Here is a 14,737-nt window from a genome sequence, read left to right on the forward strand (position 1 = left end):
GGACCGTCGAGATGAGTGAGCTGGTCCACAACCGCATCGCCATGCTCCGGGCGGAGCGGGGGATCTCCCGCCGCCAGCTGGCCGAGGCGCTGGGCGTCCACTACCAGACCATCGGCTACCTGGAACGCGGCGAGTTCAGCCCGAGCCTGCACCTGGCGCTGCGGATCGCCCGGCACTTCGAGGTGCCGGTGGAGGTGGTCTTCTCCACCGAACCGTTCCCCCGCCTCGGCGACTCCGCGCGGTCCGCCTGATCCGCCGGGTCAGGGTTTGCTGGCCCGGTAGTAGTCGACGGCACCGGGATGCAGGGGCAACGGTGAGGTGGCGATGGCCGAGCGAGGGCTCATCCGGCCGGCCGCCGGATGCGCGGCGGCCAGTTCGGAGCGGCGTTCCATCAGCAGCCGGGTCACCTCGCGTACCAGCGAATCCGGCAGGTTGGCCCGCACCACCAGGTAGTTCGGGTTGGCCACGGTGGTGACCGGATCGACGCCGTACACCGAGTGGGGTATGTCGCGTGGCACGTACACCTCCGGGTTGCCGCGCCGCAACGGCGCCGTCCAATCGCCGAGGTCGACGATGCGGGTGGGGGTGTCCTGGGCGAACTGGGCGACCGCGCGCACCGGCAGCCCGCCGGAGAAGAAGAACGCGTCGATCCGGCCGGCGCGCAGTGCCGCCACCGAGTCGTCCAGGCCGAGCTGTTCCTGCCGCACCTGAGCACCGTCGAGGCCGGCGGCGGTCAGCAGCCGGTCCACGGTGATCTTGGTCCCGGAACCGGTCGCGCCGACCGAGACCCGCCGCCCGCGCAGGTCGGTCAGCGTCCGCACCGGGCTGTCGGCGGTGGTGACCAGGTGCAGCAGGTCGTCGTAGACCCGGGCCACCGCCACCACCGGCGGATCCGGGCCCGGGTCGGCCTGCAACACGTCGGCCTGGGTGAAGCCCAGTTCGGCCTGCCCGGCGTTGAGCAGTTGCACGTTCTCCGCCGAGGCGGCGGTGACCAGCACCTCCGCCCGCACCTGCGGCAGTTCCCGGTTGAGGATGGCCGCCAGTGACGCGCCGAAGGCGTGGTAGACGGCGGTCGGACTGCCGGTGGCGATCCGGATGACCACCGGTTCGCCCGGATCGTCGCGGCAGCCGACGAGGCCGGGCAGGGCCAGCAGCACGGTCAACGCCACCGCCACGCGGGCGCCGCGCCACCGGACTCGGGCGGGATACCGGGTACTGGTCACGGGCAGCACTGTGCGCCGCCGGACCGCGATGACGCAACCCCGGGGCGGGCGCAGCCCGGTGCGGCCGTGGGATGACCGCCGGGTCAGGCCACCGGCCGCTGCACCGCCTCCTCCGCCGCGTACCGCAGGATCCGGTCCCGGTCCCGACCGTGCGCCACACTGACCAGGAAGCAGCCGGTGCTCGGCCGCAGCAGCGCCGGCACGTCCAGCAGGGCAGCGCCGCGTACCAGCACCGCACCGAGTTCCCGGTCGGTGATCCGCACCCCGAGAATGTGCCGCCGGACATGCCGTCCCCCGGCCAGCAGCGCGGCCCGCCAGGCGGCGGCGGCCAACCGGGTGCGCCACAACCGCCGCGCCGTCGAGGCACCCGGCACCGGGCCGCCGAGCAGTTCGCGCCGACCGCGCCGCCAGCCGTTCTCCACGATCGCCGCGTACGTCGGCCGGTGCTCCCGTTCGACGTGCAGCCGGTGCAGCTCGTAGCGGCGGCGCAGCCCACCGACCGCCACCTCGTGCCGCACCGGAATGTCAAGCCGATCGAGCAGTTGCCGGGTCCGCCGGGCCGCCTCCTCCCGGTTGAACTCGATCGTGGTCGGCCGGACGGGTTGCTGCCCGGCCTGCCGGTGCGCGGGGGTCGCCGGCGGCGGCATGCAGCGCAGCAGGCAGGCCGTCTCGAAGGCGTCGGCCAGGGTCGTCCAGTCCAGCGGTGGCGGTGCCGACGCGGGCCGGACCGACGACGGCATGCTGGACGCCGGCGGGGCCGATGACGGACGAGACCGGTCGAGCAGGATCGGTTCGGCAACCACCGGAGGGCCTCCTCGTCGCGTCGGGTCCTCTTACGGTGACCCGGGACACCGACCGGTGGTACCGATCCGGTCCAGCCTTGAGGAAATCTTGCGTCTGGTTACAGCTCCGAAACGATCACGTCGACCTGACGTGGCCGGCCGGGCCCGCTGGCCTGCTCGCACACCGTGTACTTCAGGTCCCGCAGCGTCGTCACCAGCGCTGCCACCGAACGCGGCCGGGCACCGGCGAGCAGCAGGTCCCGGACCAGCCGCCCCTTGGTGGCCTTGTTGAAGTGGCTGACCACCGAGCGCACCGGCACCCCGTCGACCTCCCGCTCGTGCAGCACCCGCACGGTGAGGGTGCGCTCGGCCAACTCGCCGCGCGGCGTCCAGGCCGCCGCGTACGCCCCGGAACGCAGGTCCAGCACCGGGCCGCGACCGGCCGCCGCGGTCAGCGCGGCACCGAGGTCCTGCCGCCACAGCGCCGGCAGCGCGCCGACGCCGGGCAGCCGGGCCCCGATCGGGCAGCGGTACGGCGGAATCCGGTCGGTCAGCCGCACCGCGCCCCACAGGCCGGAGCTGACCAGCACCTGACGTCCGGCCGCCCGCTGCGCCGTCGCCGGCAGGCCGGCCAGGTCGAGGGCCTCGTAGAGCACGCCGGTGTAGATCCGGCCGGCGGGCGCGGTGGCGGCCTGCCGCAGCCGGGCGTTGCGCCGTAGCTCGCCGTGCTGCCCGGCACCGAGGCCCAGTGCGGTCAGCGCCGTCTCCGGCGGCCCGGCGCTGAGGGCGACCAGGGCGGACAGCACCTCCTCCCGCCGTGGGTTCAGCTCCGGCAGGGAGAGGCGGTCCAGGTCCAGTCGGCGGCCCGAGCCGGCCTCGGCCTTGCCCTCCGAGGGCGGCAGCAGGATGAGCATGGGTGACTCTAACGCCACGGCCGCAGCGGCTCCGGTGGGTGGTACACCCGGAAGCCACCGATCTCGGCGAGCAGCGCCGCGCTGGCCCGGTCGCCGAGCAGTTCCCGCAGCCGCCGGTCCGCCGGGGCGTCGGCCGCCAGCACGTACCCGGGCCGCTGCGCCCGGGCCAGCCGCCACCAGTACGCCGGGTACCGGTTCTGCCCCGGGCGCAGGCCGCCGTCGACCACCCCGCAGACCACCTCCTCGTCGGTGTTGAAGACCAGCCGGTTGCAGGTCCAGTACTCGCCGTACACCTCACGCAGGCCGGCCGCGCGTACCGTGTCGGCCAACTCCCGGGCCTGTCGCTCCTCCACGCGCCCGGGATCCGCGCCGGTGGTGGCGAACAGCACGGTCACCACGAGCGAACCGGCCGCCAGCGCGCCCAGCACGGCGGTCGCCGCCGCCCCCGCCACCCGGCCCGCCACGCCGGCCGTGCCCCGTCGGGCGGCGACCGCCGCCACCCACAACGGCCAGAGCACCGCCGGCAGCGACAGTTGCAGCACCGACAGGTAGCGGGCGTTGCCCAGCGGATCCGTCGCCGCCAACGGGCTGCGCACGTACGCCAGCAGGGTCAGCGCCGCGCCGGCCAGCAGCGCGAGGTGCACGACCGGGCCGACCTGGTCGTGCCGCCCGCTCGCCCGCCGGTACGCGAGCCCGGCGAGCGTCGCCGCCACCACCAGCAGCAGCGGGTAGAGCAGGCCGAACCACGCCTGCCACCGGGCGCAGCCGTCGACCGGGCAGAGCCCGGCGGCCAGCGGTACGCCCTCCAGCAGCCCACCGCCGAGCCGCTGCGACCACGGTGGCACCGGCCCGGTCTCGCCGCTGACGCCACGCAACACCGACAGGGAGTCCTGCCCTGGTGGGGCCACCAGGTTGTCGCGGATCATCGGGGCGAGCCCGACGGCGAAGCCGACCACCAGCAGCAGCCCCGCCCAGCCGAACAGTTCCCGACGCAACGTCCACACCAGTGCCAGTCCGGCCACCGCCAGGTACGGCACGATCAGCCAGTCCGACCAGAGCGCCACCCCGGCGAGCAGCCCGAAGCCGCCCACGGCCAGCGTCCGGTGCCGTACCGTGCCGCGGGCCAGCGCCACCACGACCAGCAGCATCGCCAGCACCGCCACCTTGACCTCCGGCCGCCCGCCGACCGCGGTCACCTGGTCCCGGACGACCCGCTCGGAACCGAGGGCGAGCAGCCCGACGACGACGGTGGCGAACCACGGCGAGCCGATCCGCCGGGTCAGCCGGTGGATCAGCCAGAGGAACAGCGCGTAGAGGGCGAGCACCGGCAGCCGCAGCGCCGGCCAGCTCGGTCCGGTCACCGCGAGCAGCGGCGCGGCCAGGTACGACTCCAGGGTGCCCATGTACCGCTGGCCGTACAGGAAGATCGGCTGCTCACGGCCCTGCGCGATGTGCAGCGCGGCCAGCCCGAAGGTCGCCTCGTCGCTGTTGGAGACCGGCACGGTGGTCAGCACCAGGACCAGCCGGTAGCCGACGCCGACCATCCCGAACAGCAGCGCGACCAGCGCCGGCGGGTCGAGCCGTGGCCGCCACCGCCCCCGCTGTCGCCCTGGATCCGCCGTTGCTCGTGGCACGACCTCGCCCCCGTCGTCGTCCCGACCGGAGTGTGTCACGGCGGTCACGCCGGGCGTGGCGGTTCGGCTCAGCTCGCGTGGCCGAGGTGGCTGGTCTGTGGCAGGGTTGCTGGCGTGCCACCGACTCCCGCAGGCCAGCTGGCCATACCGAACCTGCACCGGGCCGCGCGGATCGAGGATGCCGTGCACGCCCTGGTGGAACGCCGGCTGCGCCGTACCGGCTGGCGGACCAACATCATCGCGTACACCGGCTACGGCGGGCCCGGTTGGGTGCGGGTGATGTGCCGGGTGCTGCTGGGGCGGCCGGACACCCGCCAGCGTGGCCGGCTGGAGAAGGTCCGGGGCTGGCGCAGCTTCACCACCCTGCCGGCCAAGCACGTCACGGTGACCATCGAGACCGGCGGGGTGGTGCACGAGGCGCAGGCCGACCGCAGCGGCTTCATCGACACGGTGGTCGAGGCGGGCCTGCCACCCGGCTGGGGTTCGGTGCGGCTGAGCATGCCCGACGCCGAACCGGTCGAAGCGCCGGTGCGCATCCTCGACCCGGAGGTGCGCTTCGGCATCATCTCCGACATCGACGACACGGTCATGGTGACCGCGCTGCCCCGGCCGCTGCTCGCCGCGTGGAACACCTTCGTCCTCGACGAGCACGCCCGCGCCGCGGTGCCCGGCATGGCGGTGCTCTACGAGCGGCTGGTCACCGCTCACCCGGGCGCGCCGGTGTTCTACCTGTCCACCGGCGCCTGGAACGTCGCCCCGACGTTGACCCGGTTCCTGTCCCGGCACCTCTACCCGGCCGGGGCGCTGCTGCTGACCGACTGGGGGCCGACCCAGGACCGTTGGTTCCGCAGCGGCCGGGAACACAAGCGCGCCACCCTGGCCCGGCTGGCCAAGGAGTTCCCGGACGTACGCTGGCTGCTCGTCGGCGACGACGGCCAGCACGACCAGGAGATCTACCGCGAGTTCGCGGTCGCCCACCCGGACAGCGTCGCCGGGGTGGCGATCCGCCGGCTGTCACCCACCCAGGCGGTGCTCGCCGGTAGCCTGCCCGTCCCGCACGACAGTCCCACCGAGGGGCCGGCGGGGCAGAAGTGGCTCTCCGCGCCTGACGGCGCCGGTCTGTGGACCCTGCTGCGCGGCGCCGGCCTGGTCTGACCCGGCCCCTCGGGTTCGCCGGTCTCGGTCTGCCGACCGGGCCGGCGGGGAGCTGCTCGGCGGGCGGGCGGAGCCGGTTACCCGGCCCAGCCCGCCCACCGTCCGTCTCGGTCAGCCGCCCGGCGTGAGCGTGACCTCGCCGGTGCAGCCGGCCAGAGTCCGGCGGTCTTCGAGCAGGTCGATGACCGCCTGCCGGTTGGCGATCCGCGCCTCGGACTGCGCGTCCGGGTTGCGCCGCTGGCCGTCGATGAAGGCGAGGTTGTTACGGACCGCGCCGTCGAGGCCGGCGCAGTTCTCCGCCGCGCCACCGTTGAGCGCCGCGTTCGGGTCCGCGTCGGGCACCTCGACCTCACCGGTGCACCCGGCCGCCGCGCGCCGCTGTTCGAGCTGGTCGATCACCGCCTGCCGGTTGGCGATCCGGGCCTCCGTCAACTCGTCGGGGAACACCAACTGGTCGGCGATGAACGCGAGGTTGTTGCCCACGGCGGCGTCGAGGCCGTCGCAGTTCTCACTTGCCTGACTGGTCCCGGTCGCCACCGCGAAGGCCACCGCCAGGGTCACCCCGACCGCCGCGAAACCCGCGATCCTCCGCTGCCCCGGCGAGGGTTCGCTGCCCCGGTCCCGGGCCGTACCCCTGCTGCTCGCCATCGATCCTCCGCCTCGTCGTCCACCTGGAACCGGGAGTACGCACGCGGAGGCGGGCGAAGTTCACCGTCCGATGATCCAGCCGCCCGCCGGGCGGGTTGTTGTACGCCTGGTGAGTGTCCTGTCACTCAGACGGGAGAATGTCTGAGTGACAGGACGGCTTCGAGGACGTCCGGTGCGACGCTCAGGCGGGGCGGAGCCAGAGCGCGCCCAGGGGCGGCACGCGCAGCGCCACCGAGGCGGGTTGGCCGTGCCACGGCACGTTCTCGGCGTGCACGGTGCCCAGGTTGCCGACCCCGGAGCCGCCGTAGTGGTGGGCGTCGGTGTTGACCACCTCCGCCCAGGCACCCGCGGCCGGCAACCCGATCCGGTAGTCCTCAAGCGGCAGCGCGGAGAAGTTGGCCACGCAGACCAGCGTCGCCCCGTCGGGCGCGATCCGGACGAACGAGATGGTGTTGTTGGCGACGTCGTCACCGGCGAGCCAGCGGAAACCGGCGGGAGAGGTGTCCTGCGCCCACAGCGCGGGGGTGTCCCGGTAGACCCGGTTCAGGTCACCGACCAGGCGTTGCACGCCGGCCCGCGCCGGATCGTGCAACAGGTACCAGTCGAGGCCGCGTTCCTCGCTCCACTCCCGGTCGTCGGCCAGCTCACACCCCATGAACAACAACTGCTTGCCCGGATGCGCCCACATGTACGCCAGCAGCACCCGGACGTTCGCCAGCCGCTGCCACGTGTCGCCGGGCATCTTGCTCGCCAGCGAGCCCTTGCCGTGCACCACCTCGTCGTGGCTGATCGGCAGCGTGTAGTTCTCGCTCCACGCGTACGCCAGGGAGAAGGTGAGCTGATGGTGGTGGTGCTGCCGGTAGATCGGGTCCTTCGAGGTGTAGAGCAGGGTGTCGTGCATCCAGCCCATGTTCCACTTGAACCCGAAACCGAGCCCGCCGTCGCTGGTCGCCCGGGTTACCCCCGGCCAGGCGGTGGACTCCTCGGCGATCATCATGGCCCCGGCGTGGTGCTTGTAGACCGTCGCGTTGACCTCCTGCATGAACGCGATGGCTTCCAGGTTCTCCCGGCCGCCGTGCACGTTCGGCGTCCACTGCCCGTCCTGCCGCGAGTAGTCCAGGTAGAGCATCGAGGCGACCGCGTCCACCCGCAATCCGTCGACGTGGAACTCGTCCAGCCAGTAGAGCGCGTTGGCGACCAGGAAGTTGCGTACCTCCCGGCGACCGAAGTCGAAGACGTAGGTGCCCCAGTCGGGATGCTCGCCCCGGCGCGGATCGGAGTGCTCGTAGAGCGGCGTGCCGTCGAACCGGGCGAGGGCCCACTCGTCCTTCGGGAAGTGCGCCGGTACCCAGTCCAGGATCACCCCGATCCCGGCGGCGTGCAGCCGGTCCACCAGGTACCGGAAGTCGTCGGGATCGCCGAACCGGGCGGTCGGGGCGAAGTAGCCGGTCACCTGATAGCCCCACGAGCCGCCGAACGGGTGCTCCATCACCGGCAGGAACTCCACGTGGGTGAAGCCCAGTTCCACCACGTACGCGGTCAACTGCTCGGCCAGCTCCCGGTAGCCCAGGCCGGGCCGCCACGAGCCGAGATGCACCTCGTACACGCTCATCGGCTCCTGGTGCGGCTGCCGCCGCGACCGCCGGCCCAGCCAGTCCGCGTCGGACCACTCGAACGTCGACCGGTGCACCACCGACGCGGTGGCCGGCGGCACCTCCGCGTACGCGGCGAGGGGGTCGGCCTTGTCCCGCCAGTGTCCGTCCGCGCCCAGCACGCGGTACTTGTACCGGCTGCCGGCGGCGGCGTCCGGCACGAAGATCTCCCACACGCCGGTCGAGCCGAGTGACCGCATCGGCCAGCCGTCGTCGGGCGCCCAGCCGGTGAGGTCACCGACCAGCCGCACGCCCCGGGCGTTGGGCGCCCACACCGCGAACGCCACCCCGCCGTCGAGCACCCGGGCACCGAGCGCCTCCCACAGCCGCTCGTGCCGGCCCTCACCGATGAGGTGCAGGTCCAGTTCGCCGAGGGCCGGCGGGAAACGGTACGGGTCGTCGTGGCGTACGCCGTCGACGTCGAGCCGGTAGTCGAGCACCTCACCGGAGACGGTGGCCTCGAAGACACCGACGTCGTGCACCCGCTTCATCGGGTGCCGCTCCTCGCCGACCAGCACGCTCACGTCGCCCGCGCCCCGGCGCAGGGTGCGGATTACCGTACGCCCGTCGGCCGGGTGCGCGCCGAGCACGGCGTGCGGGTCGTGGATCTCCCCGGAGATCAGCTGGTCCATCGGGCGTCGTCCTTCTGGGCGGGAACGGTCGGTGCGGTGCCGCCCGACAGGTCGGCGGGCACGTTCTCAACGGTCAGGGTGACCGGCTCGGTGCCGCCCTGACCCGGTGATCCGGCGTCGGCCGGCCCGGACGCGCCCGGCCCGGTCGACGGCGACGCCGCGGCGACGGGGCGCAGGGTGAGCACGTGCGCGGGTTGCAGGTACGGGTCGAGGCGGACCGCGTTGCGCTGCCCCCAGTCGTAGCGGGCACCGGTCAGCTCGTCGTGCACGGTGAACCGGTCGTGCCAGTCCAGGCCCAGCGCCGGCATGTCCAGGGTGGTGTTGCCCCACTGCACGGTGTGCGAGTCGAACGAGCAGATCACCAGCACCGTGTTGCCGGTCTCCGGATCGTGCTTGGACCAGCACAGCAGGGCCGGGTTGTCGATGTCGTGGAAGACCAGGTTCCGCAGCCGGCGCAGGGCCGGGTTCTCCCGGCGTACCCGGTTGAGGGTGGTGATGAACGGCGCCAGCGACCGGCCCCGCGCCTCGGCGCCGGCCCAGTCCCGGGGCCGCAGCTCGTACTTCTCGTTGTCGAGGTACTCCTCCGCGCCGGGGCGCGCCACATGCTCGAACAGCTCGTAGCCGGCGTACATGCCCCACGACGGGGAGAGCAGCGCGGCCAGCACTGCCCGGATCTTGAACATCGGCGGCCCGCCGTGCTGCAACGAGGCGTGCAGGATGTCGGGCGTGTTGGGCCAGAAGTTCGGCCGCATGTAGTCGGCCGCCGCCACCAGCTCCACGCAGTACTCGCGCATCTCGGCGGCCGAGGTCCGCCAGGTGAAGTACGTGTACGACTGGGTGAAACCGACCTTGGCCAGGCCGTGCATCATCGCCGGCCGGGTGAACGCCTCGGCCAGGAAGAGCACGTCCGGGTCGACCCGCTTGACCTCCCAGATCAGCCAGTGCCAGAAGTCGACAGGCTTGGTGTGCGGGTTGTCCACCCGGAAGATCTTCACGCCCTCGCCGACCCAGTGCCGCACCACCCGCAGCACCTCGGCGCGGATGCCCTCCGGGTCGTTGTCGAAGTTCAGCGGGTAGATGTCCTGGTACTTCTTCGGCGGGTTCTCCGCGTACGCGATGCTGCCGTCGGCCCGGGTGGTGAACCACTCGGGATGCTCGGTCACCCACGGGTGATCCGGCGCGCACTGCAACGCCAGGTCCATCGCCACCTCCAGGCCCGCTTCGGCGGCGGCGGCGACGAAGTCGCGGAAGTCCTCCGGCGTACCCAGGTCGGGGTGGATGGCGTCGTGCCCGCCCTCGGCCGCGCCGATCGCCCACGGCGAACCCACGTCGTCCGGGCCGGCGAGCAGGCTGTTGTTCGGGCCCTTGCGGTTGACCCGGCCGATCGGGTGGATCGGCGGCAGGTACAGCACGTCGAAGCCCATCGCCGCGACGCCCGGCAGCCGCTCGGTGGCGGTGGCGAAGGTGCCGGAGCGGGCCGGCGCGTCCACGGTAGCCGGGACCGCCCCCTCGGAGCGGGGGAAGAACTCGTACCAGGCGGAGAAGAGGGCCCGCTCGCGATCCACCCAGAGGCGGTACTCCTCGCCGGTGGTGACCAGCTCGCGGACCGGGTGCGCCCAGAGCAGGTCGGCCAGCTCCAACGCCGGACTCACCCGCTGGGGCAACTGCCGCTTGGCGTCACCGAGGGCCTTCGCGGCCGTCTTGAGGCGGGCCCGCTCGCCCTTCGGCACCAGCTTGGTGGCGGCGCTCAGCACGCGTACGCCCTCGGCGAGGTCGTTGGCCAGCTCGGCTGGCCCCTGGCCGGCGGCGATCTTCTTGGTCACCGCGTTGTGCCAGGTCAGGTAGGGGTCGCTGAACGCCTCGACGGTGAATTTCCACTCGCCGACCGCGTCCGGCACGATGCTGGCGTGCCACCGGTCCTGGCCGGGTTCACCCGGACGCATCCGGGTGAACGGGCGGGCCACCCCGTCCGGGCCGAGCCACACCACGTTGCAGCCGAGGGCGTCGTGCCCCTCGCGGTAGGCGCGCGCCGACACCGGCACCACCTCGCCGACCACCGCACGGGCCGGGTAGCGACCGCAGGAGACGACGGGGGAGACGTCTTCGATCGGGAACCGTCCGCTCACCGCCCCAACCTACTGCCCGAGATCCCCTCGCGCTCGGTCGACTGCGTCAGCCTCCGTCGTTGATCCACTGATCCGTGCACTTTCGGGGATGTTGCGGTGTCCACGCCGCGTGAGGCAGCAACATCCCCGAAGTTGCACTGGCACGCGGGCCCGGCGCACGGGCGGACGGTTTTTCTGGGTAGCGTGCCGGGCATGATCGAGCTGGTCGAGCGGCACACGGTGCTGGCCGTCGTGGTCGGGTCGCGGGCGTACGGGTTGCACGGCCCGGATTCCGACCATGACCGGCGCGATGTGTACGTGGCACCGACCCGCGCCTTCTGGCACCTGGCGAAGCCACCCACCCACCTCGACGGGCCGGCGGAGGAACAGTTCTCCTGGGAGGTCGAACGCTTCTGCGAGCTGGCCCTGCAGAGCAACCCGACGGTGCTGGAGGTGCTCTGGTCCCCGCTCGTCGAGACGATCACCGAGGACGGGCGACAGTTGCTGGCCAACCGGCACGCGTTCCTGTCGCGGCGGGTGGCCCAGACCTACGGCGGCTACGCCCGGGACCAGCTCGACCGGGTGACGGCCCGCCGCGAGCGCACCGGCGAGACGAACCACAAACAGACCATGCACATGATCCGACTGCTGATCGCCGGGGTGCACGTGCTGCGCACCGGCGAGATCCTGGTGGACATGCGGCACCTGCGTGACCGGCTGCTCGCGGTGCGCCGAGGCGAGCTGACCTGGGAGTCGGTCACCGGCTGGGCCGAGGACCTGCAAGCCCAACTCGCCGACGCGGCCGCCACCACCACGCTGCCGGAACAACCCGACCGCGATGCCGTAGACCGGCTGCTCACCGTCGTACGGGAGAGGAACCTGTCGTGACAGTCGACGTGCCGGCGTGGGCCGCCGAGGCCGCCCGGGAGTTACCCCGCCCACTGCTGTTCTGATGCTCGGAGGACGAATCTGTCTGCTGACACGTATCGTTCGTATTACGTGATACGCGGAGGCGCCATGAGGCTCAACAGCAAGGGGCAGGTCACCATTCCGGCCGCGCTGCGCGCCCGGTACGGCCTGCACGAGGGTGACGAGGTCGACATGATCGAGGACGGCGGTGCGCTCCGAATCGTCCGGGTGAGCGGCGCGGAGAGTCGAGGGCAGCGCCTGGTGCGACACATGCGCGGGCGCGGTGGCGCGAAGCAGACCGCCGGTATGTCCACCGACGACCTCATGGAGTTGCTGCGTGGGGACTGATCGACTCCGGGCAAGGCGTACGCGAGTTACCGCGCGCAGGGCGGCACCTAGAGGTCACCGATAGCCGACTTCTACATCGGGGCCCAGGCGGCCGTGTGTGGATACCGTCTGCTCACCCGCGACGGGGCCCGCTACCGGACGTACTTCCCGAAGCTGGAGTTGATCACCCCGGCCGGTTGATCGCGTTACTTGAGCAGGGAGCGGTAGAGGTCGAGGGTGCGGGCGGCCACGGCGTCCCAGGAGAAGTGTTCGACGGCGCGGTGCCGGCCGGCCCGGCCCAGCGCGGCGGCGCGCTCGGGAGCGGCCAGCAGCTCGTTCAGGCGGGCCGCCAGGTCGGCCTCGAAACGTGCCGGGTCCAGCGGAGTGCTGTCCGCCGCCTGTTCGATCGGGACCAGCAGGCCGGTCTCGCCGTCGGCGACCACCTCGGGGATGCCGCCGGTGGCGGTGGCCACCACCGCCGTCTCGCAGGCCATCGCCTCCAGGTTGACGATGCCCATCGGCTCGTACACCGACGGGCAGACGAAGATGGTGGCGTGGGTGAGCACCTGGATCACCTCGGACTTGGGCAGCATCTCGGCCACCCAGACCACCCCGGAGCGCTTCTCCCGCAGCTCGGCGACCAGGCCCTCAACCTCGGCGGCGATCTCCGGCGTGTCCGGCGCGCCGGCCAGCAGCACCAGCTGGGTGTCCGCCGGCAGCTCGCGGGCGGCGCGCAGCAGGTGCGGCAGGCCCTTCTGCCGGGTGATCCGCCCGACGTAGACCACGCTGGGCAGGGCCGGGTCGATGCCGAGTCGCGCCAACACGTCGGTGCCCGGATCCGGGGCGTACTGCGCGGTGTCGATGCCGTTGTAGATCACGTGCACCCGGTCCGGGTCCACCGACGGGTACGCGGCCAGCACGTCCCGACGCATCCCCGCGCTGACCGCCACGATCGCGTCGGCCGCCTCGTACGCGGTGCGCTCACACCACGAGGAGAGCGCGTAGCCACCGCCGAGCTGCTCGGCCTTCCACGGTCGCAGCGGCTCCAGGCTGTGCGCGGTCGCCACGTGCGGCACCCCGTACAGCAGCTTCGCGGTGTGCCCGGCCAGGTTCGCGTACCAGGTGTGGCTGTGCACCACGTCGGTGCCGGCACATTCGGCGGCCATCTCCAGGTCCACGCCCATGGTGCGCAGCGCGGCGTTCGCGCCGGTCAGGGCCGCCGGTTCGGCGTACGCCCGAACCCCCGGCTCGGTACGCGGCGCGCCGAAGCAGTGCACCCGCACGTCGGTGATCCGGCGCAACTCCCGGGCCAGGTACTCGACGTGCACCCCGGCGCCGCCGTAGACCTCCGGCGGGTACTCCCGGGTCAGCAGGTCCACGCGCAGCCGTGCGGAGTCGGTCATGCCCGGCACCCTAGTGCAGAATCCGGCGCCGCACCCGGCGGCGGAACTGTCCCGTACGAGTGGTGAACCGGCAGCGGTATGGATAGCGTCTGGTCATGGCTGCCAAGGTGCTCGCGATCGTCCTGGCCGGCGGAGAGGGCAAGCGCCTGATGCCGCTGACCACGGACCGGGCCAAGCCGGCCGTCCCGTTCGGCGGGATGTACCGCATGGTCGACTTCGTCCTCTCCAACCTGGCCAACGCCGGCTATCTGAAGATCGTCGTGTTGACCCAGTACAAATCCCACTCCCTCGACCGACACATCACCAAGACCTGGCGGATGTCGACGCTGCTCGGCAACTACGTCACCCCGGTGCCCGCGCAGCAGCGCCGTGGCCCCTGGTGGTTCGCCGGCTCCGCCGACGCCATCTACCAGAGCTTCAACCTGATCTACGACGAGCAGCCCGACTACGTGATCGTCTTCGGCGCCGACCACATCTACCGGATGGACCCCCGGCAGATGGTGGAGGACCACATCGCCTCCGGCGCCGGGGTGACCGTCGCCGGCATCCGGCAGCCGCTGTCGACGGCCGACCAGTTCGGCGTCATCGAGGTCGGCGAGGACGGCCGACGGATCCGCGCCTTCCGGGAGAAGCCCACCGACGCCGTCGGCCTGCCCGACGCGCCCGACGAGATCTACGCCTCGATGGGCAACTACGTCTTCACCACCCGGGCGCTCATCGACGCCGTCGAACACGACGCCGACGACAAGACCAGCAAGCACGACATGGGCGGCAGCATCATCCCGACACTCGTCGAGCGCGGCGAGGCGAACGTCTACGACTTCCGCGACAACGAGGTGCCCGGCAGCACCGACCGGGACCGCGGCTACTGGCGCGACGTGGGGACCCTCGACTCGTTCTACGACGCGCACATGGATCTGATCAACGTCCACCCGGTGTTCAACCTCTACAACTTCGACTGGCCGATCTACACCGAGCAGCCGCCGTTCCCGCCGGCCAAGTTCGTGCACCAGTGGGGGGAGCGGGTCGGCCGTGCGGTCGCCTCGATGGTCTCGCCCGGCGCGGTGATCTCCGGCTCGCTGGTGGAGAACTCGATCGTCTCGCCCAAGGTGAAGGTGCACTCCTGGGCGCACGTGGACGGCTGCGTACTCATGGAAGGTGTCGAGATCGGCCGGCACGCGGTGGTCCGCCGGGCCATCCTCGACAAGAACGTCTACGTGCCCGAGGGCGCCGAGATCGGCGTGGACCTGGAACGGGACCGGCAGCGTTACACGGTCTCCGACAACGGCATCGTGGTCATCGGCAAAGGACAGAAGGTAGAACCGTGAGCGCGAGGAGTGAGCTTGCGAGCCC

Annotated in this window: 13 protein-coding genes; 5 read left to right on the forward strand and 8 right to left on the reverse strand. The window is 72.1% G+C overall.

What is annotated here, in order from left to right; translation table 11 throughout:
* The first annotated feature begins 11 nt into the window (after positions 1-11).
* Positions 12-251, forward strand: a complete 240-nt coding sequence (locus O7597_RS21440) for a helix-turn-helix transcriptional regulator (protein WP_269738965.1) — start codon at positions 12-14, stop codon at positions 249-251.
* Between the two features lie 9 nt (positions 252-260).
* Here O7597_RS21440 and O7597_RS21445 read toward each other — a convergent pair whose 3' ends face one another.
* From O7597_RS21445 to O7597_RS21460, 4 genes are all read right to left on the reverse strand, one after another.
* Positions 261-1,175 carry a TAXI family TRAP transporter solute-binding subunit gene (locus tag O7597_RS21445; RefSeq protein WP_281583292.1) on the reverse strand — a complete coding sequence of 305 codons (915 nt, stop codon included), beginning with the start codon at positions 1,173-1,175 and terminating at the stop codon, positions 261-263.
* A gap of 131 nt (positions 1,176-1,306) precedes the next feature.
* Positions 1,307-1,963, reverse strand: coding sequence for a hypothetical protein (locus O7597_RS21450; RefSeq protein WP_269742590.1), 657 nt, complete (start codon positions 1,961-1,963; stop codon positions 1,307-1,309).
* A gap of 161 nt (positions 1,964-2,124) precedes the next feature.
* The gene (gene yaaA, locus O7597_RS21455) at positions 2,125-2,919 is read right to left on the reverse strand and encodes a peroxide stress protein YaaA (RefSeq protein ID WP_269738964.1); all 795 of its coding nucleotides are present in this window, start codon (positions 2,917-2,919) and stop codon (positions 2,125-2,127) included.
* Between the two features lie 8 nt (positions 2,920-2,927).
* A complete protein-coding gene (locus tag O7597_RS21460) occupies positions 2,928-4,553 on the reverse strand; it encodes a hypothetical protein (RefSeq protein WP_281583293.1) in 1,626 nt (541 codons plus the stop codon).
* 114 nt (positions 4,554-4,667) lie between these two features.
* Between O7597_RS21460 and O7597_RS21465 the strand changes: the two genes are divergently transcribed.
* Entirely contained in the window at positions 4,668-5,708 is a 1,041-nt protein-coding gene (locus tag O7597_RS21465; protein ID WP_281580523.1) for a phosphatase domain-containing protein, read from the forward strand.
* Between the two features lie 111 nt (positions 5,709-5,819).
* Here O7597_RS21465 and O7597_RS21470 read toward each other — a convergent pair whose 3' ends face one another.
* From O7597_RS21470 to O7597_RS21480, 3 genes are all read right to left on the reverse strand, one after another.
* The gene (locus O7597_RS21470) at positions 5,820-6,356 is read right to left on the reverse strand and encodes a hypothetical protein (protein ID WP_281580524.1); all 537 of its coding nucleotides are present in this window, start codon (positions 6,354-6,356) and stop codon (positions 5,820-5,822) included.
* Between the two features lie 181 nt (positions 6,357-6,537).
* On the reverse strand, positions 6,538-8,640 hold the full coding sequence (gene glgB / locus O7597_RS21475; RefSeq protein WP_281580525.1) for a 1,4-alpha-glucan branching protein GlgB: 2,103 nt from the start codon (positions 8,638-8,640) through the stop codon (positions 6,538-6,540).
* Positions 8,628-10,766 carry an alpha-1,4-glucan--maltose-1-phosphate maltosyltransferase gene (locus tag O7597_RS21480; protein WP_281580526.1) on the reverse strand — a complete coding sequence of 713 codons (2,139 nt, stop codon included), beginning with the start codon at positions 10,764-10,766 and terminating at the stop codon, positions 8,628-8,630. The genes glgB and O7597_RS21480 overlap by 13 nt, the downstream gene beginning before the upstream one ends.
* A 192-nt stretch (positions 10,767-10,958) precedes the next feature.
* Between O7597_RS21480 and O7597_RS21485 the strand changes: the two genes are divergently transcribed.
* Both O7597_RS21485 and O7597_RS21490 read left to right on the forward strand, forming a co-directional pair.
* Positions 10,959-11,633: a nucleotidyltransferase domain-containing protein gene (locus O7597_RS21485; protein WP_269738959.1), complete on the forward strand. Its 675-nt coding sequence runs from the start codon at positions 10,959-10,961 to the stop codon at positions 11,631-11,633.
* Between the two features lie 129 nt (positions 11,634-11,762).
* A complete protein-coding gene (locus O7597_RS21490) occupies positions 11,763-12,002 on the forward strand; it encodes an AbrB/MazE/SpoVT family DNA-binding domain-containing protein (RefSeq protein ID WP_269738958.1) in 240 nt (79 codons plus the stop codon).
* A gap of 185 nt (positions 12,003-12,187) precedes the next feature.
* Here O7597_RS21490 and glgA read toward each other — a convergent pair whose 3' ends face one another.
* Complete coding sequence (glgA, locus tag O7597_RS21495; RefSeq protein WP_269738957.1) at positions 12,188-13,384, reverse strand: glycogen synthase; 1,197 nt, start codon at positions 13,382-13,384, stop codon at positions 12,188-12,190.
* 95 nt (positions 13,385-13,479) lie between these two features.
* On the opposite strand from glgA, the gene glgC reads away from it, so the two are divergent.
* A complete protein-coding gene (gene glgC, locus O7597_RS21500) occupies positions 13,480-14,712 on the forward strand; it encodes a glucose-1-phosphate adenylyltransferase (RefSeq protein ID WP_281580527.1) in 1,233 nt (410 codons plus the stop codon).
* Positions 14,713-14,737: the final 25 nt, after the last annotated feature.

Source organism: Verrucosispora sp. WMMC514, from assembly GCF_027497295.1.
GTDB lineage: Bacteria > Actinomycetota > Actinomycetes > Mycobacteriales > Micromonosporaceae > Micromonospora > Micromonospora palythoicola.